The 23,446-nt window shown below is 43.6% G+C and carries 19 protein-coding genes; 16 read left to right on the top strand and 3 right to left on the bottom strand.

Going from position 1 to position 23,446, the window contains the following annotated elements; translation table 11 throughout:
• Window positions 1–5: 5 nt before the first annotated feature.
• Entirely contained in the window at window positions 6–1,238 is a 1,233-nt protein-coding gene (locus tag MHH52_RS15025) for an aminopeptidase (protein ID WP_340003401.1), read from the bottom strand.
• Between the two features lie 178 nt (window positions 1,239–1,416).
• On the opposite strand from MHH52_RS15025, the gene MHH52_RS15020 reads away from it, so the two are divergent.
• Window positions 1,417–1,692: a hypothetical protein gene (locus tag MHH52_RS15020; protein WP_313637280.1), complete on the top strand. Its 276-nt coding sequence runs from the start codon at window positions 1,417–1,419 to the stop codon at window positions 1,690–1,692.
• 58 nt (window positions 1,693–1,750) lie between these two features.
• On the opposite strand, the gene MHH52_RS15015 is transcribed toward MHH52_RS15020, so the two are convergent.
• A complete protein-coding gene (locus MHH52_RS15015) occupies window positions 1,751–3,097 on the bottom strand; it encodes a TrkH family potassium uptake protein (protein WP_340003400.1) in 1,347 nt (448 codons plus the stop codon).
• A gap of 161 nt (window positions 3,098–3,258) precedes the next feature.
• Between MHH52_RS15015 and MHH52_RS15010 the strand changes: the two genes are divergently transcribed.
• Both MHH52_RS15010 and MHH52_RS15005 read left to right on the top strand, forming a co-directional pair.
• A complete protein-coding gene (locus MHH52_RS15010; protein WP_340009664.1) occupies window positions 3,259–3,612 on the top strand; it encodes a VOC family protein in 354 nt (117 codons plus the stop codon).
• A 104-nt stretch (window positions 3,613–3,716) separates the two neighbouring features.
• Complete coding sequence (locus tag MHH52_RS15005; RefSeq protein ID WP_340003399.1) at window positions 3,717–4,049, top strand: GNAT family N-acetyltransferase; 333 nt, start codon at window positions 3,717–3,719, stop codon at window positions 4,047–4,049.
• Between the two features lie 34 nt (window positions 4,050–4,083).
• Here MHH52_RS15005 and MHH52_RS15000 read toward each other — a convergent pair whose 3' ends face one another.
• Window positions 4,084–5,409: a hemolysin family protein gene (locus MHH52_RS15000; RefSeq protein WP_340009662.1), complete on the bottom strand. Its 1,326-nt coding sequence runs from the start codon at window positions 5,407–5,409 to the stop codon at window positions 4,084–4,086.
• A 113-nt stretch (window positions 5,410–5,522) separates the two neighbouring features.
• Here MHH52_RS15000 and MHH52_RS14995 point away from each other — a divergent pair, with 113 nt between their 5' ends.
• The 13 genes from MHH52_RS14995 to MHH52_RS14935 all read left to right on the top strand — a co-directional run bounded on the left by MHH52_RS14995 (window position 5,523) and on the right by MHH52_RS14935 (window position 23,432).
• Entirely contained in the window at window positions 5,523–6,290 is a 768-nt protein-coding gene (locus tag MHH52_RS14995; RefSeq protein ID WP_340003398.1) for a DUF1836 domain-containing protein, read from the top strand.
• Between the two features lie 82 nt (window positions 6,291–6,372).
• Complete coding sequence (locus tag MHH52_RS14990) at window positions 6,373–7,584, top strand: MFS transporter (protein ID WP_340003397.1); 1,212 nt, start codon at window positions 6,373–6,375, stop codon at window positions 7,582–7,584.
• 141 nt (window positions 7,585–7,725) lie between these two features.
• Window positions 7,726–9,294 (top strand): TerB N-terminal domain-containing protein, encoded by a 1,569-nt coding sequence (locus tag MHH52_RS14985; protein WP_340003396.1) that lies wholly within the window; start codon window positions 7,726–7,728, stop codon window positions 9,292–9,294.
• 15 nt (window positions 9,295–9,309) lie between these two features.
• Window positions 9,310–10,629 carry an ATP-binding protein gene (locus MHH52_RS14980; RefSeq protein WP_340003395.1) on the top strand — a complete coding sequence of 440 codons (1,320 nt, stop codon included), beginning with the start codon at window positions 9,310–9,312 and terminating at the stop codon, window positions 10,627–10,629.
• Complete coding sequence (locus MHH52_RS14975; protein WP_340003394.1) at window positions 10,626–12,824, top strand: DEAD/DEAH box helicase; 2,199 nt, start codon at window positions 10,626–10,628, stop codon at window positions 12,822–12,824. Before MHH52_RS14980 ends, MHH52_RS14975 begins: the two co-directional genes overlap by 4 nt.
• A 184-nt stretch (window positions 12,825–13,008) precedes the next feature.
• Window positions 13,009–14,679 (top strand): spore germination protein, encoded by a 1,671-nt coding sequence (locus MHH52_RS14970; RefSeq protein ID WP_340003393.1) that lies wholly within the window; start codon window positions 13,009–13,011, stop codon window positions 14,677–14,679.
• A gap of 36 nt (window positions 14,680–14,715) precedes the next feature.
• Window positions 14,716–15,819, top strand: coding sequence for a GerAB/ArcD/ProY family transporter (locus MHH52_RS14965; RefSeq protein ID WP_340003392.1), 1,104 nt, complete (start codon window positions 14,716–14,718; stop codon window positions 15,817–15,819).
• Window positions 15,812–17,002, top strand: a complete 1,191-nt coding sequence (locus MHH52_RS14960) for a Ger(x)C family spore germination protein (protein WP_340003391.1) — start codon at window positions 15,812–15,814, stop codon at window positions 17,000–17,002. The genes MHH52_RS14965 and MHH52_RS14960 overlap by 8 nt, the downstream gene beginning before the upstream one ends.
• A 227-nt stretch (window positions 17,003–17,229) precedes the next feature.
• Window positions 17,230–18,600, top strand: coding sequence for an extracellular solute-binding protein (locus tag MHH52_RS14955; RefSeq protein ID WP_340003390.1), 1,371 nt, complete (start codon window positions 17,230–17,232; stop codon window positions 18,598–18,600).
• A 75-nt stretch (window positions 18,601–18,675) separates the two neighbouring features.
• Complete coding sequence (locus MHH52_RS14950) at window positions 18,676–19,569, top strand: sugar ABC transporter permease (protein WP_313637254.1); 894 nt, start codon at window positions 18,676–18,678, stop codon at window positions 19,567–19,569.
• 17 nt (window positions 19,570–19,586) lie between these two features.
• The gene (locus MHH52_RS14945) at window positions 19,587–20,411 is read left to right on the top strand and encodes a carbohydrate ABC transporter permease (protein WP_340003388.1); all 825 of its coding nucleotides are present in this window, start codon (window positions 19,587–19,589) and stop codon (window positions 20,409–20,411) included.
• Between the two features lie 77 nt (window positions 20,412–20,488).
• Window positions 20,489–22,270 (top strand): sensor histidine kinase, encoded by a 1,782-nt coding sequence (locus MHH52_RS14940; RefSeq protein WP_340003387.1) that lies wholly within the window; start codon window positions 20,489–20,491, stop codon window positions 22,268–22,270.
• The gene (locus MHH52_RS14935; protein ID WP_340003386.1) at window positions 22,251–23,432 is read left to right on the top strand and encodes a response regulator; all 1,182 of its coding nucleotides are present in this window, start codon (window positions 22,251–22,253) and stop codon (window positions 23,430–23,432) included. Before MHH52_RS14940 ends, MHH52_RS14935 begins: the two co-directional genes overlap by 20 nt.
• The last annotated feature ends 14 nt before the right edge of the window (window positions 23,433–23,446 follow it).

Below are 23,446 nucleotides of genomic sequence, written 5' to 3'. Positions count from 1 at the left end.
AGTAATTAAAACGCCCAGTTTCCATTAATGAATACAGGTTCTTCAATTCCATCAGCAGTTATCCCGTGAATATTCATCTCTGCAGAACCGATCATGAAATCCACATGGGTAACACTATTATTCAATCCATGCTCAATCAGCTCATCTGGAGTCATATCCTTACCGCCTTCTAAACAGAAAGCATAAGCCATACCTATAGCAAGGTGATTGGATGCATTCTCATCAAACAATGTGTTGTAATAAAGAATATTGGACTCAGAGATAGGGGACTTATGAGGAACTAATGCAACTTCACCGAGGTATTTTGCTCCTTCATCCATACTAATGAGGTGTTCAAGTGCTTCTTGACCTTGCTCTGCACTAACACTTACAATTCGTCCGTTCTCAAAAGTAATAGAGAATCCATCAATAATGTTGCCGCCATGGCTAAGAGGTTTTGTACTTCGTACGGTGCCATTTACACCAGTCTTTAGAGGGGCGGTAAATACTTCTTCGGTAGGCATATTGGCTACAAAAGAATGACCTTTAGCATTAATGCTGTCTCCTTGTGCCCAAAGATGGCCTTCTGGAAGCTCGATGCTTAGGTCCGTGCCAGGTGCTATGTAATGCAGCTTTTTATATTTTTTTGCATTGAGTACGTCTGCTTTTTGCTCCAAGGTATCAAGATGCTCCTGCCAAGCAGCTACTGGATCTTCACGGTCTAGTCTCACGGTGTGGAAAATAGCTTCCCAAAGTTTACTTATACGTTCTTCAGCTGGAACATTAGGGAACACTTTATCTGCCCATGCTTGACAAGGTACAGCAACAATACTCCAGCTAACTTTGTCGGACATTTGCATTTCACGATATTTGGTGAGCGCGGCTCCCCGTACTTTTTGATAATTGGAGATTCGCACAGGGTCAATGCCTTTAAGTGCATCAGGATCTTCCGCGATCACATTAAGAATAGCCGCACCCTTCTCAGCGAATTCGGTCATTTCTCCTGCGTACCAAGTAGGAGGCTCAGTGAACACTTCTGGAGCAGCATGTTCAAACTGCTGGCGCGTAATGCTCGCATCACTCCAGTTCACTTTAACTAAACTAGCCCCGATCGCATATGCCTTGGCGGTAATCAGACGTACGAAATCAGCCGCAAGAATCGGTGCATTCACCACCAGAATTTGCCCTGGTTGAACGTTAACTCCGATCTGGACAGCTAGATCTGCATATTTACTAAGTTTTGCCTCGAAAACAGTCATCGATATTTCCTCCATTTGCTAATAGTTTGGTACTTTACAAGTATTGTACTAAATTATTAACCGCCGGATGAAAAAAGTCAATTACGTGGAATTTACAATGCAAAGAGCAGGAATTACGTTCATTTCAATGCTATACTGAAAGGGTAGATGATTTGATGAAAGGAAGGAAGATAAGCGGATGAATCTAGAGATCGTAAGTGCTGAAATGAGCCGTAAAGAGGATAGAAGTTATGTAGGGAGGACGATATTTACTCTCGAAAACCATAAGGCTCCATATGAGATTACTTTCTTCAGTACAAGAGGAACGGAATGGGATTACAGTATAAGCTTTGCAGGTGAGCCTGGGAGCGAAGAGCAGTTCTTAGAAACTGACGCGCTGCTTGAGAATGATGACGATGTATACAATCAGTTGCTAGATGCTGCACTGGATAAACAAGAGATCGTAGAAGAGTAAAATATACAGTTTTGATGTAACCAGCGGCAAAATTTTTAGCCGCTGGTTACATCAAGCCTTATCCGATCGTAATCTTGCCTTCAGGATAACGGTAAAGCTCCTTACTACCCTTAGGCTTGAGCGCATAAGCAAGAGTAAGTGGACCCGTCCGACCTAGAAACATAAGAAAAATAATGAGTATTTTACCTGTTGTAGTCAGCTCTGGAGTAAGACCCATAGAGAGACCTGAGGTTCCGAAGGCAGATACGGCTTCAAAAAGTATAGCAAGGAAGTCAGCCTTCTCTGTCAAGGATAACAACATCGTAGCGATGACAACTAGCATCAGAGACATTAATGTCATCGTAACAGCTCTATAGACATTTTCTTTTGCGATCCGGTAACGAAACATTACAATATCCTCTTTACCCCTTAATCTTGCGGAAACCGCAGCCACTAGAACAGCGAACGTAGTAATCTTAATTCCCCCACCAGTTGACCCAGGTGCAGCTCCTATAAACATTAATAAGATCATTAGAAATTGTGTTGATTCTCGCATAAGTGGAATTTCAATCGTGGTGACGCCGCCTGAACGTGGTGTTATCGCTTGTAAGAAGGTGGCCATCATCTTTCCACCTGCACTCAAGGGCTTCAGCGTAGAATTAAACTCCAGCAAGAAAAATAGAGCAGACCCAATGATAATCAATATCGCAGAGGTCGAAAGAACAACCTTCGAATGAAGAGTAAGTTTTTTGCGTTTTGGAAAGTCCAAAATATCGGATAGGACGATAAAACCTATCCCTCCAAGAAAGATGAGGATCATCGAAGTAAAGTTGACAATAGGATCATTTACAAAACGAGTAAGTCCACTAAAGGGCCCATGAATGTCACCAAATAGATCAAATCCCGCATTATTAAAGATAGATATACTGTGGAAAATTCCATAATATATAGCTTTCCCGAAAGACATATCCATCATAAACCTACCGGCAAACAAGATGGCACCTGTAAGCTGAATGACAAGGGAATAAATTAGGACTCTGCGGATTAACTGTACAATACCCTGCATCGAATTCTGGTTCATAGATTCTTGCATAAGGATTCGCTCTTTCAAGGATATTCGTTTATTAAGGACCAAAGTAATCAAAGTAGCCATCGTTATAAAACCCAGTCCTCCGAACTGAAATAAAACGAGTAGAACAACTTGTCCGAAGCTAGTCAGCTGTGTGCCCGTATCAACGACTGCCAGACCAGTAACACATGTTGCTGATGTTGCCATGAATAATGCATCAATAAAAGAAATATTCTCCTCTACTGATGCAGCCGGCAGACTGAGCATTATAGTTCCGGCAGCGATCAGTATTACAAACCCTAGTGATAAGACTTTAGGTGGAGTTAATTTCAATCCACCGAAGTTCAGGTTAGCCAATGCAATTCTCCTGACATACGTGATATTAGAGTAATGCTCACAAAATTATAACACAACTTACCAGGCCTTCCCTAAATGGAGGGAGGTAATTGACATATTTTATCGAATTATTCTAGAATAACACCCTATTCTGCAACTTTAAAGAGGAGGCTTTCTTAATGGTGACAAGTCCGATTCTGAATAAGATTGGTGCGGTTTTTATTCCGGTTAAGGATATTGAGAAATCTAAAGAATGGTATTGTCAATTGCTTGGGTTGCCGTTGGATGGTGACGTATTATTCGGGCATTTATATGTAATCCCCATGAAGGGACCTGGAATCGTATTAGATAGTAAAATTTACACTTCAGAATCCGTTCTTAACATTCCCTCTTTCCATCTAAATACCGAAGATATTGATGCTGCTTATGATTATGTGAAGGCAAGCGGTGGAGAGATTCTTACGGATATCGAGCATGATCACTGGTTCAATTTTAAAGATCCTGATGGGAATGTCATCATGGTCTGCCGTTGTTAAGAACCTTGCAGTTCGGAGGAGTAAGATATGATCATTACGCTAAGAAAGTTAATTCCGGAGGATGCATGTGAATTACTACGTCTACAGCATCAGTTGGATCAGGAATGGTAGGTTTCTTATCGGTTAGAGGTGGAAGTGTTAGACGCAATCGCCATAGTGCGTACATAGTCATTGGCATTCTAAGACAGTATCAAGGTAAGGGGATCGGTGCAGGTCTGTTCCGAGAGATGAATACATGGGTTATGAATACTGAAATTGTTCGCCTTGAGCTAACGGTTATGTCACATAATCAAGTGGCTTTAGAGCTATATATTAAAAGCGGGTTTGTAATCGAAGGGACCAAAAGAAAATCTCTTGTTATTGATGGACAGTGGGTAGATGAATACTACATGAGTAAGATCTTAATAAAAGAAAAAAGGATAGAGGATCAGATATAATCTGATGACTCTATCCTTTTTTATGAGTAAAAGCTTATGAATTCTCAAGCTCTGACGATTTAGTATCACCAGCATTTTCAATGATGACCTCAACTTTGCGGACACGGTATCTGTTCATCTCACGAATGATTAAGGTTACGTGGTCATGAACAATACTTTTGCCAACGGCTGGATCTGGGATATGACTGTATAACCAGCCTCCAATCGTGGTCACTTCTTCATCTTCGAAATCAAGACCGGTGAGTTCCTTGACCTCAATAAGAGATACCTTACCATCGAACAGATAATTTGTATCGCTTAGTTTCTCAACGTCTCTGCGTTCATCACCGTCAAATTCATCACGAATTTCACCTACGATTTCTTCTAAAATATCTTCAATCGTGATGAGTCCAGACGTTCCACCATATTCATCAAGCAGTAGGGCAATGTGCACCCGCTCCATTTGCATACGTGTTAAAAGATTCTTGACCGGTGTTACCTCAGATACTGTCAGAACAGGTTGAATCAAGCCTTTGAAATCAAAATCAGGATTGTTGTCATATTGTAAATAAAGCTGTTTCGTATTGATCATTCCGATGATATTATCCTTGCTTCCTTCAGCAACCGGGAAACGAGTATATTGTTCCTTACGGATAATCTCGAAATTTTCTTTCAATGAATGATTGGTGAAAAGACATATCATATCAGTTCGTGGAACCATTATTTCTTTGGCCAACATCTCATCAAAAGTAAAGATACGGTTTACATAGCCATACTCAGCTTTATTGATTTTTCCACTTTCATAGCTTTCGGACAAGATCAAACGAATCTCATCTTCACTATGAGCGTCTCCATGCTCACTTGCAGGCTTCATCCCGAAAAGGCGAACAAGCAGATTTGCGGAACCGTTCATGAACCAAATGAGAGGGTACAATATTCTGTAGAACCAAATAATCAGCGGTGATGTAATTTGACCGATTTTTTCCGGAATGTTTATAGCTACCGTCTTCGGAGCAAGTTCCCCGACAACGACGTGTAGGAATGTTGCAATAATGAATGCGAATAAAAACGCAAGAGGGTGACTTACACTTGAACTAATATTAGCCCAGTCGAATACCGGAAGGAGCAACTGCTCAAACGCCGGCTCTGCTAATGCACCAATACCCAGCGCAGTGATCGTAATTCCAAGCTGACAAGCGGATAAGTATCCATCAAGATTAGCAGACACTCGCTGTACAGCTAAGGCATTTTTCTTACCCTCGATCACCATTTGACTGATCTGGCTACCTCTAAGTCTCACCAATGCAAATTCCGTTGCTACAAAAAAAGCGGTTAAAATAATCAAAATAGCCACCAACGTCAAACTAAGTCCTATACCCATATAATCTTTACCATCCCTTTCGTTCCTAAAATAGGTTATACTCATATTATGAGTTCTTATGAACTATTCTACGAACTTTTTAGAAAAATATCAAATGGTGGAGGGAAACTGATATGGAATCATTTGCATTGACTCGTGTGGAGATGTCCAGTCTTCTGCTCTCATTGACCGGATTATCAGACCGGAAACCGCTGAATATCCTCCAAGAGGCATGGACTAAATTTCATCTTGATGAAGTACAAAAGGGGACTTCACTACCCGCTTTTTTATCTACAGATGTTCCACCCATTTTACAAAAGATCATTAAGGGCCACCATGTTAAAGGCTTTTCACTCGGTGAAATTGCCTCATTAGGCCATTTAATAGAGTATTCCACGTTGACCGTTACAACTATGCAGAATTGGGTTAAGCGTGACTTTAAGGAATATCTCGGTTCTCCTAGAGAAGGTAAGAAGTATTCGATTAATCAGGCAGCGCTTCTGTTTATTATCGATGATCTCAAATCAGCCCTTAATTTCGAAAGTATACGTCAGTTATTCCAGCTAATGTTCTTGAATCCAGATCGGGACGATGACGATCTCATTGAACCGGCTAAGCTGTATTATGCATATGCTGAACTTTTTGAAGAGATCAAGAGCAATCCAACGATACAGACGCAATGTAAAGTAGATCAACTTTTGCACAAGGAGTTTTCTTGGAAAGAAGATTCCCTTCTTAGAAGTTCCACAGATCGTGTGATCAATCGGCTGACGCATCTTACGAGATCTCAGAGAGAATCTGTCCGCAACATCCTGCTTATCGCGACGATATCTGTTCAGACCTGTTATTTTCAATCGCTAGCCAGACAATACTTTAATGCTGCTTTATTCCTTGATTTTTGAACGCTTCAATTTTAAAATGTATAAGTGAAACAATCAAAATTAAGTTTTATTAGATAGATGCTTTATATAAGGGGGCTTAGAATTGAATCAAATGACACTACTGCGGAATCCAAAACAAAGGAAGTTACTCTTCAGTGCAGGCTTAAGCTGGATGTTCGACGCGATGGACGTCGGGATGATTTCTTTTGTTGTTGCAGCTTTAGCCAAGGATTGGAACCTGGGACCGGAGCAGATCGGAATATTGACTAGTATTAACTCCGTAGGTATGGCTGTGGGTGCTGCGGCAGCTGGAATTTTAGCGGATCGTTTTGGACGTAAACCGATTCTGTTGTGGACGTTGCTTATTTTCTCGTTTGCAAGTGGATTATCGGCATTTGCTACAGGCTTCGCTATACTCTGTGTACTTAGGTTTATCGCTGGATTTGGACTAGGCGGGGAGCTGCCTGTCGCTTCAACATTGGTTTCTGAAAGTATGCCAGCTCGGGAGAGAGGTCGTGCGGTTGTTCTGCTGGAGAGCTTTTGGGCTGTCGGGTGGATTGCTTCTGCTTTAATCGCATTCTTCGTTATCCCTGATTATGGCTGGCGTGTAGCTTTTGGTATCGGTGCTGTTCCTGCTCTATACGCTTTATATTTAAGACGCGCCATTGATGATTCACCGAAGTTTGCAGAGATTAAGAAGGCGCCTGTATCCTTGAAGAAACGGATCGCTACAGTATGGTCACCTGAGTACCGCCGTTCTACCATTATGCTTTGGATTTTATGGTTTACCGTGGTGTTCTCGTATTATGGCATGTTTCTATGGCTACCTACAGTTATGGTACTTAAAGGATTCAGTTTGGTCAAAAGCTTTGAGTATGTACTTATCATGACACTCGCCCAGTTGCCTGGTTACTTTACTGCCGCTTACTTCATCGAGAAGTTCGGACGTAAGTTTGTCCTAGTCATCTATATGCTGTTCACTGCGGTTAGTGCTGCTTGGTTCGGTAATGCGACTACGGAAGGCATGCTGATGGCTGCTGGGATTTGTTTATCGTTCTTTAATCTCGGAGCTTGGGGTGGAATGTACGCTTATACACCAGAGCTGTACCCGACATCTATACGTTCTACAGGCGCAGGTTTAGCGACCTCCTTTGGCCGGATTGGTGGTATCATTGCTCCTTTGTTAGTAGGGGTGCTGGTGGGTAAATCGATGGCGATTGGTTCCATTTTCATGTTATTTTTTGTAACGATTATTATCGGTGCGTTAGCGGTGCTCTTCCTAGGAAAAGAGACAAAAGGAACGGAGCTTCTGTAAAGGATAATTCTTCATTACATACTTGATGTTAATCTATTAACAATGCTAAAATTTATTAAGAACAAAACGGTTCCTTCACAGTTGTGAACAGGACCGTTTTTTTACATTAGTCCTTCTTTTATAAGAACGGAGCGATCGAACATGAGTAAGGATAGTAAGCAGCCTCATTTCACGGAATTAGTCTGGGAAAGCACGGAAGCAAATATTCCTATTCCCCCGCGAAATTCCCCTGAACCTGAGCTACCCAAGTCATCATCTGCGAGTATAGGAAAGCCTAAGGCGTCCACTGAACCTTCTTTACAGTTACAGCTTTGGGATTCGGAGACGGAAACACCGGAGCCTGTGACAACAACCGAAGGACAGTTCGTAACTAGAGCGAAGGAATTGGAACACAAAACCGAGGATTCAGCGCTATTTGTTCCTTTTAAGAGCTACTGGCCTACCTATGGCCATATGACAGGCACACAAAGTAGATGGTATTTTTATTGGCGTAATGAAGTTAGACATGGTAGATATCCGAAGGCGGATCTTTCATATATTTTTCTGCACGTATATGAGCTTATTAATGGTGTAGGCTGGGAAGATCCTTATGATGGCTATAGGCAGCTCAGTCAAATCTGGGAAGCTTATCGAGAGAGTTACAAACGTCTGGATCAATATTTAGGTGGTTGGATCGCGGACTTCTCGTTTGTTCATCATTTGGATGTGCCTCTTTCACTAATCGTTGCTCGTTCACGTGGCCTTGCTGGAGATCTGGCAGAACTAGAGTTAATGCGATGTCTTACTATAGCTCCTGATCAGCTAACCTTTACGGTATTAACAGCAATGTCGGACTACGATATTAGTAAATCCAAGTTCTACATGGGAGAAGGTAAAGATGCCCTCGAACAATACATCCCGCAGGTAGTGGCATTAATCAACGCTTATGTCACCCGGAGACATGGCTCAAATTTGGTCGAAATGTTCCCACCAGGACCATCTGTGATGCGGGAGCGTTATTTATTCCGAAGTGCCGTATATGATATTTCGCTATATGGCTATTCTGTACTTATACCAGTTGTGCGTATCAGTAAATCTCCACCGCTTCGTAGTTTGATTACAAGGCTGTTCCGTTTGACTGAGAATAAACTACGGGAACTGCTGGGATATCGAGGTCGACTCAAAGGGGTTAACGTAGATGCCGATATGGACAACCTAATCACTCGTTTCCTGAAGCGGGAGTTTGAGAAAGAGAAACAGGAAGACAAGGGTCCGGCAGTGGTTATTGATCGTGAGAAGCTAGAACGTCTGCAGAGTGATTCCGAGATTGTCCGAACCATGCTTACGGTTGAGGATATGAATGAGATGGACGAACTTGAGGATAGCGAGGCCGAAGTCATTACTGAGGAACCCAAGCCAGTAAAAGAAGGCATTAATCCTATTGAATCTCTTGAGCCTGAATCAGCAATTGAAGAAGTTCATGCTACAAACGTTGGGACGGAGTGGGAGCAGTTTGCAAGTGCTATAAGTCCACTACAACGAGGAGCTCTGCTTGCTCTTTTGAAAGAGGACGGAAGACAAGCACTGCAGAAGCTAGCTGCTGCAAACGGCACGATGTCAGAGCTCTTGATTGACGAGATTAATGAAATCGCAATGGACATTCTCGGTGACTTGATCATAGACGGAGAAGAAATAGCAGAGGAATATACAACTAATCTGCTTAATATTTAATGAGGTGAACTTTTGATGAGTGCATTAAAAATACCCAAACGCATGACGACAGCGCTAGTCAATTCACTGACAGCCGGTGTGGTTCCGCGTATCGGACTAGAGCATATAGCTGTCGGCCGCCGGCCAGAGATTGAAGCTATATTGAGAGATATGGACAACATTGCGGAGGGTGGAGCTGCTTTTAAGCTGATTACAGGAAAATTCGGTAGCGGAAAAAGCTTTCTTCTGCAGATGATCCGTAATTATGCAATGGACCGTGATTTTGTTGTAGCAGATGCTGATCTATCCCCTGAACGAAGATTAGTGGGAACGAAAGGACAAGGTCTCGCAACTTACCGTGAGCTGATGAGTCATTTATCTACCCGGACGCGTCCAGATGGAGGAGCACTAGAGATTATACTACAAAAATGGATCATTACGCTTCAGCAGTCAGTGATGCAGGAGAATGAATACGGCCCTGATCACCCCCAGCTTGGTGACGAAGTAGAGAAACGAATCTATGCTGTAGCCTCTGAAATGCGCGGTTTGGTACATGGATTTGATTTTGCCAAAGTGCTGGCTTCTTATTGGAATGCACATAAGCTCGCTGACGATGAATTGAAGCAGGATTCTCTTCGCTGGCTAAGAGGTGAATTCGCCACTCGAACGGAAGCACGAAAAGCACTCGGTGTAGGCGTGATTATTGATGATGACAATTGGTATGATTATATGAAGCTGTGGGCGGAATTCACTTCTGCTATTGGTTATAAGGGACTGCTACTGTTTATAGACGAAGGCGTCAATCTCTACAAAATCACGAACAGCATCTCACGTCAGAGTAACTATGAGAAACTGCTTACGATGTTCAACGATACAATGCAAGGCAAGGCAGAAAGCTTAGGAATTTTTATAGGAGGTACTCCGCAATTTGTGGAGGATGGAAGGCGTGGGTTATTTAGCTATGAGGCACTGCGTTCTAGATTAGTTGCAGGACGATATGGTGCGGCGGGTCTGAATAATTACACTGGACCTATCATTGCGCTGGACATGCTCTCACACGAAGAGATTCTGGTTCTTTTACAAAAGCTTAGAGATATCCATGCTCTTCATTATGGTTATGAAGCACAGTTAACGCAGGAACAATTGGTTCATTTTATGGAAGAAGCCGTAGGGAGATTAGGGGCTGACGAACTCTTGACTCCGCGCGAGGTGGTTCGAGATTTCATGGATCTGCTACACACACTGCACCAGCATCCGGAGATCTCATTCGAGAAGCTAGTAGGTGAACGGACCTCTAAACCTGTTGAGACAGAACAAAACGAGCTGGATGGGTTCCTGGCGGAGTTTGAATTATGAGTGATAATCCGTTTTATAGGCTGGCTCCATTTATTAAAGAATTCATTTATAAGAACCGCTGGGAGACCCTGCGCGAGGCGCAGGTGGATGCCTGCCGTGTTCTGTTTGATACGCCGCATCACTTACTGATTGCTTCGGGTACAGCTTCTGGCAAGACAGAGGCAGCTTTTTTTCCGGCGCTTACCGAGCTGTATGAACGTCCTTCCGATTCAGTGGGGATTCTGTATATCGCACCATTGAAGGCACTGATCAACGATCAATTTACACGGCTGAACGATTTACTCCGTGAAGGCAACATTCCGGTGTGGCATTGGCATGGTGATGTTCCGCAAGCCGATAAAACCAAACTCGTGCAGAATCCTTCCGGCGTGCTACAGATTACCCCTGAATCCCTTGAAGGACTATTGATGAATCGCCCGAATGCCATTCCAGCGCTGTTCCATGATCTACGTTTCATTGTTATTGACGAGGTGCATGCCTTTATGGGCGCTGATCGAGGGATTCAGGTCTTGAGTCAACTAGCGAGAATCTCCCGAATGGCGGGATGCCAACCGCGCAGAATCGGTCTATCGGCCACGCTTAGTGACTATGCCTCCGTAACGGAGTGGCTGGCAGCAGGCACGCGGGAGAGCGTTGAAGTCTCCGCTCCACAAGGCGGGCGTAAGCTCCGTTTAAGTGTGGAGCATTTCTCTTTTCCAGATGCACGGGACGAAGTGCAGGCGGAGCATTTAGAACGCGCGAAGCAGTCTTACTACGATTTCATTTATGATCACACGCATCTTAAGAAAGCGTTGATCTTCACGAACAGCCGCTCGGATGCGGAGACGGCGACCCTTGAGCTGCGGAGAACGGCCGCGAAGCGTGGGGAACGGGATGTCTTTCACGTTCACCATGGCAGTATCTCCGCGATGCTCCGCGAAGAGACGGAAGCCGCGCTGCGGCAAGGTTCCGGACCTGCAGTTGCGGCAGCGACATTGACGCTGGAGCTGGGCATTGATCTAGGAGAGCTGGAGCGAGTGCTCCAGGTCGGCGCACCTTATAGCTGCGCAAGCTTTGTGCAGCGACTGGGTCGCTCGGGCAGGCGCGGTGACGCCGCATCCGAGATGATCTTTGTCACGCCCGAGGAAGAGGATGAGGAAGCGCAGCTTCCGGCTCGGATGCCTTGGACGCTGCTGCGAGCGATAGCGGTTATAGAGCTATATGTACGCGAGAAGTGGGTTGAACCACAGGTGGTGCGCCAGCTGCCAGTTGGGCTGCTATACCATCAGACGATGAGCATATTGAAGAGTATGGGGGAGGCGGAGCCGGAGGAATTAAAGGAAGCTGTTCTGAGCTTACCTTCCTTTAATGGCATAGATCCTACGGACTACGATATCTTCATGACTTATATGCTGGCTATGGGACAAGTCGAGAAGATGGATGAAGGTAGCTTGATTATCGGGATGGCGGGGGAGAAGATCGTGAACAACTTCCGCTTTTACGCAGTCTTCAAAGACGATGAAGAGCATGTTGTCTATAACGGGACTGAAGAGATCGGTTCGATTACAACGGTACCACCTCCTGGCTACTGCTTCACTCTGGCGGGGAAGCTTTGGAAGGTAGAAGAAGTCGATAATCGCCATAAAGCAGTTTATGTGAAAACCTCACGCGGTAAAGTGGATACGTTATGGCTTGGAGCGGGTGGGGATGTTCATACACGAATTATGACCAAAATACGTGAAGTCTTAGGCGCAACTGCCTTGTATCCGTATTTAGCTCCGAGTGCGGCAGCGCGGCTTGAAAGAGCCCGTCGTTTAGCGAAGGAAAGTGGAATGCTTGAACGCTCCGTTATGCCAGCAGGTGGAGATTCGATGTTTATCCTACCGTGGGCGGGTAGTCGGCAATTCCGCACGCTGGAGCGCCTTCTCAAGAATAACTTAAAGAGTTCACTGGGACTACGTTCTATTGTACCTATGGAACCCTATTATATGGTCGTTGCCGGTAAGGCAGATGCAGAAATGCTGGAAGCGGAGATTATCGCTGAAAGCATGGCTGCCACAGATCCTCTAACACTGCTATCTCCGGATGAAGCGCCCTATCTCGGAAAGTATGACGAGTTTATTCCTCACGAGCTACTTCGCAAAGCATTTTCTTTGGATGGATTAGATGTTCCCGGTCTTATAGAAGTGCTGAAACAGTGGCGTCAGCCTCAGTAAATAATCGGAAATATATTTTAAATCAAAACGTCCGCTTCTGTGGGCGTTTTGTTATGTTCGGACCCCATAACAACATTTTATCCCGCTTGCGTCGTTTTAGCCTTTCCTGCTGTTCCAAAAGCTGTATAAAAATGGGGCGGAAGGAGAATAGTATCTAGAAGATTCCTATAAGAGGATGATTGCGATGTGGTCTAAAATAGTCTCTTATATTCCGGACTGGACAATTTTTATGCAAGCGGCGATAACGCTGTTCTTTCCCATAGGAGTTTATTATCTTTACAGGTATTTGTATTTTTATGTTGGAAGCGGACGCTCTAGGGAGACAGGGGCCAAATCACAGGAAGCGGAACTGAAGAAGGGGGACAAACGGGAAGCAAATCCGCAGCACCGTGTGTCTTCTGCGTTTACCCAGGACTATGATGCCGACCTAGCAGCAATAAAAACGGCATTAGGGGGAAACGGAGATGTGCATTTCCGTGAATTCTCAGTCAAAGGTATTCAGGCACGTGCCGCGTTGGTCTACGTGGAGGGTATGCAGGACGAAGAGCTAATCAATCAGCAGGTGCTGCAGAATCTGATGTTTGCCGGTGATGCGCAGGCTTCGAAAGATATATACACCTATATGAAACAGAATATGCTCCCGCTGGCTCAGCTTAGTGAAGCCAGGGATCTGGACCAACTGCAGGAGTCTGTCCTGTTTGGATACACTGCGTTGATTGTCGAAGGCATGCGTGAGATGCTGCTGGTGGGCTTTCCGCATGGAGCAGTGCGCTCAATTACTGAGCCGACCTCGGAAGCTTTATTGCGGGGACCACGGATTGGCTTTACTGAAGTGCTCAGCGAAAATACTTCAATGCTGCGGCGTCAAGGGCTCAATAAGAACCTGGAAATGAAAATGGTTGAAGTAGGCAGCGAAATCAAGAAGAACTTGGTTATCGCTTATATGAAAAACATTGTAAATCCCGATCTGCTACAGGAAGTGAAGGATCGGATCTCCAAAATTGATATGGATTTCATTCTGGAATCTGGCTATGTGGAGCAGTTGATCGAGGATGATTATTTAAGTCCGTTTCAGCAAACACAAAATACGGAAAGACCCGACCGTGTGATTGCCTCCTTATTAGAGGGGAGAATCGCTATTTTGCTGGATGGCACACCGTTTGCACTCGTTGTGCCAGTGACATTCAGTATGCTTATGCAGTCTCCCGAGGATTATTATGAGCGCTGGCTTCCAGGTACACTTTTACGGGTGCTACGATTTTGCGCAGCATTTCTGGCTCTGTTAGCCCCTGCGCTATATATTTCCTTTATCTCCTTTCATCCGGGGCTAATTCCTACTCAGCTGGCGATTTCCATTATCGAAACACGCCAAGGAGTACCCTTTCCTGCTTTAATCGAAGTGTTGATTCTGGAGATTTCCATTGAAATCTTGCGTGAAGCTGGAATTCGTCTGCCGAAACCCATAGGTCCAGCAATGGGGATTGTCGGAGGTCTGATCATTGGAGATGCCGCGGTACAGGCCGGTATTGTAAGTCCCTTTCTAGTAATTGTTGTCGCCGTGACAGCGATCTCTTCATTTTCCATACCGATGTACAGTGCCGGCATTACCCTCCGAATCTTACGATTCGCAGGCATGTTATTTGCGGCGGTCCTGGGCATGTTCGGAACCATCCTGTTCTTTCTGCTGATTTGTAGTCATCTGACTCGACTTTCAAGCTTCGGGGTTCCTTACATCACCCCTATCTCGCCTTTCCGGGTAAGTGACTGGAAGGATTTATTCGTCCGTGCGCCGTTATCCATCATGAAGCGAAGACCGGAGATGCTGAAGACCCAAAAGAAAAAGCGCAGGTCCTAGAGAATGTATCTTAGCATGAGTAGAGGGGAGACCACAGTGTTCAAACGTACTGATGACAAGATCACAACCTCGCAGGCTGCCATAGTATTGACGAATTCGATGCTAGGAGCTGGAATACTGACCTTGCCCAGAGAAATTGTCCAAGCTGTGAAGACTCCAGATGCCTGGATTTCTGTGATGCTGGGTGGTATCGTCGTGTTAATAGTGATACTGGTTATGGTGAAGCTTAGCCAGCAATTCCCAGGTAAAACTGTCTTTCAGTATTCTAAAAAAATTGTTGGAAATCTTCCAGGCGGTGTACTGAGTTCACTGTTGATTCTGTATTTTATTGTGATTGCGGGATTCGAAATTCGTGTACTGGCGGAAGTAACATTGTTCTTTCTTCTGGAAGGGACACCAATCTGGGCGATTGTGATGCCGTTCATCTGGGTTGGTACTTACTTGGTGTACGGTGGGATTAATTCCATTGCTCGCGTATTTCAGATTGTGTTTCCAATCAGTATCTTTATCCTGATTATTTGTTTTATCTTAAGCACCAGGATTTTTGATATCCAGCATTTGCGTCCTTTTCTGAGTGAAGGCATGATGCCGGTGATCCGGGGCATGAAGTCGAGCATCCTGGTCTTTACCGGTTGTGAGGTTGTGATGACAATGACGGCCTTTATGCAGCATCCACAGCAAGCAGTCAAGGGAATGTTGGTCGGATTATGCATCCCGCTGATGCTGTATCTGATTACTGTCGTAATGGTGGTCGGCGGTCTATCTATCAATTCAGTAATCACCAGCACCTATCCTACGATAGATTTGGTACGGAGCTTTGAAATTTCAGGTTTCTTTTTTGAACGATTTGAATTTCCGTTGTTGGTCATCTGGCTGATGCAGATGTTCTGCAATTTTTGCAGCTTTTTCTTTAATGCGTCACTTGGAATCTCGCAAGTGTTCAACCTGAAGATCCATCCGGTGATGTTTGCCTTAATGCCTGTAATTTTCATCTGCACGATGATCCCTCAACGCATCAATGATGTCTTCAGTCTTGGTAATTCGATTGGCTATATGGGTGTGCTGATTTTTATGTTGTTGCCACTGTTATTGTCGATTGTATTACTGATCAGGAAGAAAGGACTCAAGCAGAATGTTTAGACAGAGGGTTATACACTTACTGTTAATATTCATGATTCTGCTTACGCAGCCTGGTTGTTGGAGCAGTAAAGAAATTGAAGACCTGAGTGTTATTACGGGATTGGCGCTTGACAAGGGGGAACCTAAAGCGCTCGAGCGGGAATTTGAGGAACGTGGAGGGAGCTACCAAAAGCATAATAAAGTTACGGCAACCGTACAAATTGTGCCTGGAAGAACAATCGGAAGCTCCGGAAAAGGCGGCGAAACACCCAAAACCCATTTTTCCAATATTTCAGAAACAGGGGATTCTCTGTTTGAAGTATTCCGTCAATTCTCCATACGAAAGAACCGTCCGATTATAGGCAATCACCTCAAGGTTATAGTCATTTCTGAGGATCTAGTGCAACAGGAGAAGATCAGGCAGTTAATGGACTTTGTACTGCGAGATAACGATATCCGTCCGAGCTGTCTCATATTTCTTAGCCAAGGGCGTGCGTCCGATACGCTTATGACGACCGAGGAGGAGATTCCTTCCTTTCGACTGGTGGAGATGGTCCGTAACAACTTCAGAACCAGTAAAGTTATGAAGGGCATAACGTTATCGAATCTAGATGGGCTGATGTATTCCAAGCAAAGCTTTGTGTTGCAGAACGTTGTGGAGGCACAAGGTGAGGTCAAATTTTCCGGAGCCGGTATTATCAAGGGAGATACAGGACATTGGATCGGCAATCTCGACCCAAATGATGTGGAGAGTATTGCCTGGATCAAGGGGGATATAAAAGGCGGGAGCATCAAAGCATATGATCAGTCGAACGATTCAATTACTTATGAGATTAAATCCGTTAAGAGCAAGATTACGCTGAATGAGACCGATGATAAGAAGATATCATTTCATGTTGCAATTGAGTCCACTGGACGCCTAATTGAGAATTGGGATGTTGATGCGCATTCCTCGGATGTTGTTTATTTCAAAGAACTAGAGAAGATATTTGAAGAGAAATTAACCCAACATATCAATGGTCTTATCCACAAAATGCAGTTCACCTACAAAGTGGATGTAGCAGGATTCGGGGATTGGTTTAGCATTGAAAAGCCGCATGTCTGGAAACAGATTAAGGATCATTGGGACGAGAAATTTACTCAGATTCCATTGACCTTTGATCTAAAGCTTAAGATTACCGATTTTGGTTCAACATCTGATTGAACGAGTTCTCAGGCAAGGAACATTGGCTATAGAACTAAGCCTGCAACAGACAGAATATCGAAAATATTTTTAATCGAAACGCCCGAATAAGCGGGTGTTTCGTTATGTTCGGACATATTTTGTATTTTTCTAGAAAAAACAAACCATTTATCTTAATTTTTACACCTTGTTGAAAGCGCTTAACAGTACAATAATTAGCCTATAACGAAAACAGGGGGCGTCAAACAATGGTCAGCAAAAAAATGAAGGCAACTTCAACAATTGCGTTATCAGCAGCTTTGGTTTTAAGTATGGCAGCGTGTGGAAATTCAAACAATGAGAGTAAAGGCGATACAGAGTCTAAAGGTAATACAGCTACGAATGCTCCAGATGCTGGAACTACAAAAACCGAAAGCGCTAAGAAGGTCACTATTACTTTTCAAAATATTTACCCAGATCCAGCAACACCTTCTTACAAGATGCTTCATGAGTTAGTCGATCAGTACGAAAAAGAAAACCCTAACATTCACATCGAACTGGATACTTTAAATACGGACCAGCAAAAGGTCAAATTGAAAACACAAGCCGCTTCCAAAGAAATTCCTGATATTACGATTGTTAACCCAGCTGCACAAATGAAACCTTTCGTTGATGCTAAATTGTTCGCTCCCCTGAATGACATGCTGGATCAAAATGGACTGAAAGACACCTATCAATCCGGTCTTCTCGATTACTACAGCTTCGATGGCAATGTTTATGCACTACCAGATGGTAATAACATCGAGGTAGTCTACTACAATAAAGAACTATTCGAGCAAGCCGGCATTAAAGACACCCCTAAAACATTCGATGAATTACTCCAAGATGTTAAGATCTTTAAAGCAAAGGGCATTACGCCAATCGCAATCGGTGAAAAAGATTCCTGGACGGGTTCATTCTTGTTCATGAATATCCTGCTTCGCACAAATGGAGGTCCTGGTTTCCTTCAAGATGTACTGGATGGTAAAAAAACATTTGAAGATCCTGCTTTCGTAGAAGCTGTAGATCGTTTCCAAGATCTCGTGCAAGCAGGTGCATTCCCAGATGGAGCTACTTCGATTGATGCTAACGCAGGCGGTAATATCTTCAAATCTGGTAAAGCTGCTATGTGGGTGATCGGTTCATGGGAAACAGGTGCAGTTGACGCTTCCTCTGTGGCTGGTAAAGCAGGAGCCTTCCAATTCCCATCCGTCAATGGTAAAGGGGATCCAAATGAATTCATGCTCGCACCAGGTAGCGCATTTGCCATTTCTGCGAACAGTGAGCATTTACAAGAAACGAAAGACTTCTTGAACTTCTTCACACTGAACCTTCCTAAAAAACAATTTGAACTTAAAAATGCTGTAGGGATTGGTCAAAAAGTGGAGGGAGATTTGAAAGCCGCAGGTTATTCTGATCTGGCGATCAACATTTCAGGATTGTTCAATCAGGTTAAAGGTGGAGACTTGGCCTTTGACAATACTATGAACCCAGCTACGGCGCAAGTACATCTCAGCAGCATCCAGAATCTTTTTGTTCAAAAAATGGATTCCGCTCAAGTGGCAAAAGAACATCAAACCGCATTTGAAGCAAATAAATAAGAAGGTTTCCAAACGTGATGCGAGGGTGCTTAAACGCTTCTTCGCATCGTGTTTATATTCTAGGGGGCGGAAATAATGAAGGTACTAAAGGTTCCAGCGCGCACAATAGCCGTCTTCGTGTTACCTTGCCTGCTTTTGTATGTGTGCTTGGTGTTTGCTCCTATCCTAGTATCCTTTTATACAGGATTGCTACAATGGGACGGAATTACGACTACGAAAACATTTGCTGGACTTGCTAATTTCAAAGAGATGTTTTTTCATGATCCAGTGTTTTGGCCATCTGTAAGGAGAACCTTGCTCTATGCTGTTGCCTCCATGGTGGAAATTCCATTTTGTTTGTTGATGGCTATCCTTCTAAATCGGTACGTGAGAAAAGGAAACACTTTAGTTTCTATTTACTTTACGCCGGTTATTTTATCAGTGGTCATCATTGGGCAGCTCTGGAAAACGATTTATGACCCTGTCTCCATGGGAGGGATGTTGAATGGCGTTCTGATCTCACTTGGGCTAGATAGCTGGACTCATAATTGGATCACAGAACCTAAAATTGCAATGTTCGCGCTCTATGCAGTATCTCTTTGGCAATATTTCGGCTACCATTTGCTGATTCAATATACCGGTGTTCAGAATATCCCGGATGAGCTGTATGAAGCGGCAAAGATCGATGGGGCTGACGGATTCAAAGCCGATCGCTATATCACTTTTCCGCTGATTATTCCAATCTTTAAAATATCTATTGTACTCGCCTTTATAGGGTCTTTGCAGGCTTTTGATCTCGTCATGGTCATGACAGCCGGTGGACCCGCTCATGCTACAGATGTTATTTCCACACATATGTACAACAGCTCATTCCTATCTTTTAAATATGGATATGGTAGTGCGATCGCTTCGTTCTTGGTCATACTGTGCCTTGTATTTACTGCTGGCATTAATACTATCTTTAATAAACTTGAAAAAAAATTCAGTTAGCAAAGGAGTGCGCGATCATGCGGAAAGTCAAGAAAGGATTCGTGTATCTTCTCTTTGCGATTCCTGTCGTTACCCAGCTATATCCTCTTCTTTGGCTACTACTCTATTCCTTGAAGACCAATGAAGAGATTCTGGATGGCAGTTTTTTCTCATTTCCTAATGTATTTCAGTGGCATAACTATAGCGAGGCTTATAAGTCCGGTAGTTATCTAAAGTATTTATCCAACAGCGTAATGGTTACCGGTGTAACGATGATCTTCGTCATTCTGCTTAGCTCGATGGTAGCTTATGCGATCTCTCGGTTCCGTTGGCGTTACGGCAACTTGGTCATGACGATATTCTTAATGGGGATGATGATTCCCATGCAGGCCACTTTACTACCGCTGATGATCATTTTCAAAAATGTGCATGTTCTGAATACACATTTATCGCTCATATTGCCTTATGTTGCTTTTTCTACTCCTATAGCGGTGTTCATTTTAAGTGGGTTTATGAAAAGCATTCCGCATGAAATCGAAGAATCGGCCTTTATCGATGGGGCGAGCGTATATCGTATCTTCCGCACGATCATTCTTCCTGTTTCCGTACCGCCGGTAATGACAGTGTGTATTCTAACGTTCATTAACATTTGGAATGAGTATATCTTAGCGGCCACCTTCATTTCCTCCGAGAAATTGAAGACTTTGCCCTTTGGCGTGTACACATTTGTTAGCCAGTATTCTGTTAACTATGGTAATATCGGCGCTTTTCTAGTCATGGGTGCACTGCCCGTCATTTTAATTTATTTCTTCCTATCTAATCAGATCACGAAAGGAATGGTGGCAGGAGCAGTAAAAGGATAATACTATATTGCAAATTACAATAATGGAATTATAATGAAGAAGCAGCAGGACAGATGAGTTTGAGGAGGGAAGCCTTTTTGAGAAACAGCTTTCATTCCATCCACCATCGATTGTTTTTGCTGTTTCTTTTTTGTATGTCTAGCATTCTACTGATTGTGAGTCTGCTCTACTACAACCGGACAACGGTACAGTTTCATGAGAAAATTAGTGATTTGTCGCAGAAAAATGTCGCTCAGACGGCTGATCTTTTCAGCTTGCTGTACAAGGGCTATGACAGTCTTTCTAAATCACTCAGCAATAACTTTGAATTGATACGTCTCCTTAATGAAACAAGCAATGAGCCCGCAGTAGCCTACATCAATGAACAGACGATTACGAATATTCTCGGAGCTATCTTTTATTCGAGGGATGACCTCGTAGGGATCCATGTCATTACGGATAAAGGAAAGATTTATAATTACGGAAACTATATGAATGTGGTTGATCCAGGATATATGAAGGAGGATTGGTATCATCAGCTTCAGGCTTCCTCCGGTAAAATGGTCTGGCTCGGCGTCTATGAACATTCACTTATCGATCAAGTGGAGGATAGTCCTGTGTTTGCCTTCGGTCGTCAGATTTACGATCTTAATGAGCACAAACCGATTGGTATTGTTCTGTATGAGATGAATCCGAAGCCTGTTCTAGATGCACTTGATAATGTAAAGCTGGGAGAGCATAGTCAGGTGTATTTAATGTCGCAGGATGGACGATTCGTATCCTCAGCAAAAGATCAGGAACCTGATTTAAGGCAACTCCCATCTTTGCAGAACTCCCAAAATGTAGTGGTCGAACAGAAATCGAATCGTCTGCTCGTCGCTTCTAAACTGTCCTTCTCCGGATGGTGGGTGCTTAGTATTACTCCTGATCGCGACCTAAATGTGGAATTGGTAGAGATGAAACGTTATCTGTTCATTGTATTCTCTATCCTCGTACTCGTCTCCATCCTGATAGCTTCCATTGTTTCACGAACGATTTCTTTACCGCTTAAAAAGGTGATCCGAGAGATGAAGCAAGTGGAGATCGGTAATTTCCGGGGAATGGTGAATGTTTCTTCTTATCAAGAGATTAATATCCTTGTTGCTTCCTTCAATCGCATGGTTCGCCGAATCGAAGAACTGATCGAGCGGGTAAAGCTCTCTTCCGTCAGTGAGAAGAATGCTGAGCTTCATGCTTTGCAATCTCAAGTAAACCCACATTTTCTATACAATACACTGGATATGATTTATTGGATGCTGGATGAGGAAGGAAATGAGCAGCTGGGCGAACTTGTTCTCTCGCTTTCTTCGATGTTCAGGTACAGTAGTCATTGGGAAGCCGACGTAGAAGTCACTCTTCGAGAAGAACTGGAACAAATCGGACACTATCTTAATATTATTTCAATCCGACTGGAAGGTCGTCTACGGATTGAGATGAATATAGATGAACGATGGTTAGATGTTCGCCTTCCCAAGATGACTGTACAGCCGGTCATTGAAAATGCAGTAAAACATGGTTTGGAATCGCTTGACCGCCAAGGGATTCTGATGGTTAGTACACTTGAAGAAGCTGGAGTGCTAAACATCATTGTTCAGGATAATGGTAAGGGGATGGATGCAGCGAAGCTAAATGCATTGGTGGAATCCTTGGACCGGCCAACAACAAAAGAAAATGGGAAAATGGGGATAGGTCTTCAAAATCTACATCGACGGCTCCAGCATATGTTCGGAGAATCATATGGTCTTGTGATACGAAGTTTACCTGGAGAAAGAACCGAAGTGGCTATCGTGCTGCCGATTCCGCAGGAAGGAGAGAGCAATCGTGAACATTCTCATAGCTGATGATGAACGGGTGATCCGCGAAGGCATCAAGCGTACAATAAGAAGTATATATCCAGATTATTGTGTTCATGTTGCTGCGTCGACAGAAGAAGCTGTCAAGATTATGGAAGAACAGCCCATTCATATCGTCTTAACAGATATTCTCATGCCAGGAATGAATGGCTTGGAGTTTATGAGGATTTCTAAGCGGCGGTATCCTTATGTCAAATGGGTGGTCATCTCTGCACACAGTGAGTTTGCTTACGCGCAAGAGGCAGTTCGTCTTGGAGCGAGAGATTATTTACTAAAACCGATCGGCAAAAGCAAGCTGCTTGAGATCATCAGTAACTTAGCGTTAGAAATAGAGCAGGATCATAAGCTCATTAAAGATGAAGACCGGCTAAGGACAAGTCTGAAATTCTTAAGAGAAGGTGTATTCCAGAGACTCGCATCAGGTTTTAATCTCGGTAATCTAGACATTAGTCAATTAATTGAAGATCATCAATGTTTCTATTTGATTTTGCTGCAAATGGATGCGGGCGATAAAAACATTCGTATTGAGCATTTTATTGTAGAGAATGTGTTAACCGAGTTGATTGAGCGGGACGGGAGCGGGTTTGTGGTCAGCTACGACCGACAAAGTCTGCTGAGTTTAATCACCTTAAGAGAAGACGTACGACTAGAGACTTTTCTGGAAGATGGGAAGACATATTTGAAGCAGTATTTGAAAACACCCTTTCAAATGATACATTCCGGACTTAGCTATGATATAAATACCGTCCCTCAGATCGTAATGAACTTAAGAGAGGTTGTGAATTCGCAAGTATTGGATTTAGCGCCTGCTAAAGGAAGCGGTGAAAAAGCCATCGACATCGCTTTGCAGTATGTTAAGGAACACTATTACGAAGACCTCACTTTGGAAAAAATTGCTTCTGTTGTGTTTTTAAATCCGGTCTACTTTAGTCAACTATTCAAACAAAAGACAGGTCAAGGATATAAAGAATACGTTACATCCTTACGCTTGGAGCAAGCGAAGTTGCTGCTAGTGAACTCGAAGCTTAAGGTGGCAGAAATCGCCGAACGTATAGGATATCAGGACATGCGACATTTTACACAGATGTTCCGCAAGCGGTTTCTTTTAACTCCGACAGAGTATCGTCAGCAGCTAAACAATGGAGCATAATGAACTCATCCATA

The organism is Paenibacillus sp. FSL K6-0276 (assembly GCF_037977235.1).
Taxonomy (GTDB): Bacteria; Bacillota; Bacilli; order Paenibacillales; family Paenibacillaceae; genus Paenibacillus_AQ.
This window is presented reverse-complemented; position numbering and strand designations above follow the sequence as displayed.

Coding starts and splice junctions, on each gene's coding strand:
- MHH52_RS14960 (WP_340003391.1), top strand. CDS start 15,812: ATGTTTAGACAGAGGGTTATACACTTACTGTTAATATTCATGATTCTG.
- MHH52_RS14950 (WP_313637254.1), top strand. CDS start 18,676: ATGAAGGTACTAAAGGTTCCAGCGCGCACAATAGCCGTCTTCGTGTTA.
- MHH52_RS14995 (WP_340003398.1), top strand. CDS start 5,523: ATGGAATCATTTGCATTGACTCGTGTGGAGATGTCCAGTCTTCTGCTC.
- MHH52_RS14955 (WP_340003390.1), top strand. CDS start 17,230: ATGGTCAGCAAAAAAATGAAGGCAACTTCAACAATTGCGTTATCAGCA.
- MHH52_RS14975 (WP_340003394.1), top strand. CDS start 10,626: ATGAGTGATAATCCGTTTTATAGGCTGGCTCCATTTATTAAAGAATTC.
- MHH52_RS14980 (WP_340003395.1), top strand. CDS start 9,310: ATGAGTGCATTAAAAATACCCAAACGCATGACGACAGCGCTAGTCAAT.
- MHH52_RS14970 (WP_340003393.1), top strand. CDS start 13,009: ATGTGGTCTAAAATAGTCTCTTATATTCCGGACTGGACAATTTTTATG.
- MHH52_RS15000 (WP_340009662.1), bottom strand. CDS start 5,409: ATGGGTATAGGACTTAGTTTGACGTTGGTGGCTATTTTGATTATTTTA.
- MHH52_RS15025 (WP_340003401.1), bottom strand. CDS start 1,238: ATGACTGTTTTCGAGGCAAAACTTAGTAAATATGCAGATCTAGCTGTC.
- MHH52_RS14945 (WP_340003388.1), top strand. CDS start 19,587: ATGCGGAAAGTCAAGAAAGGATTCGTGTATCTTCTCTTTGCGATTCCT.
- MHH52_RS14985 (WP_340003396.1), top strand. CDS start 7,726: ATGAGTAAGGATAGTAAGCAGCCTCATTTCACGGAATTAGTCTGGGAA.
- MHH52_RS15005 (WP_340003399.1), top strand. CDS start 3,717: ATGGTAGGTTTCTTATCGGTTAGAGGTGGAAGTGTTAGACGCAATCGC.
- MHH52_RS15020 (WP_313637280.1), top strand. CDS start 1,417: ATGAATCTAGAGATCGTAAGTGCTGAAATGAGCCGTAAAGAGGATAGA.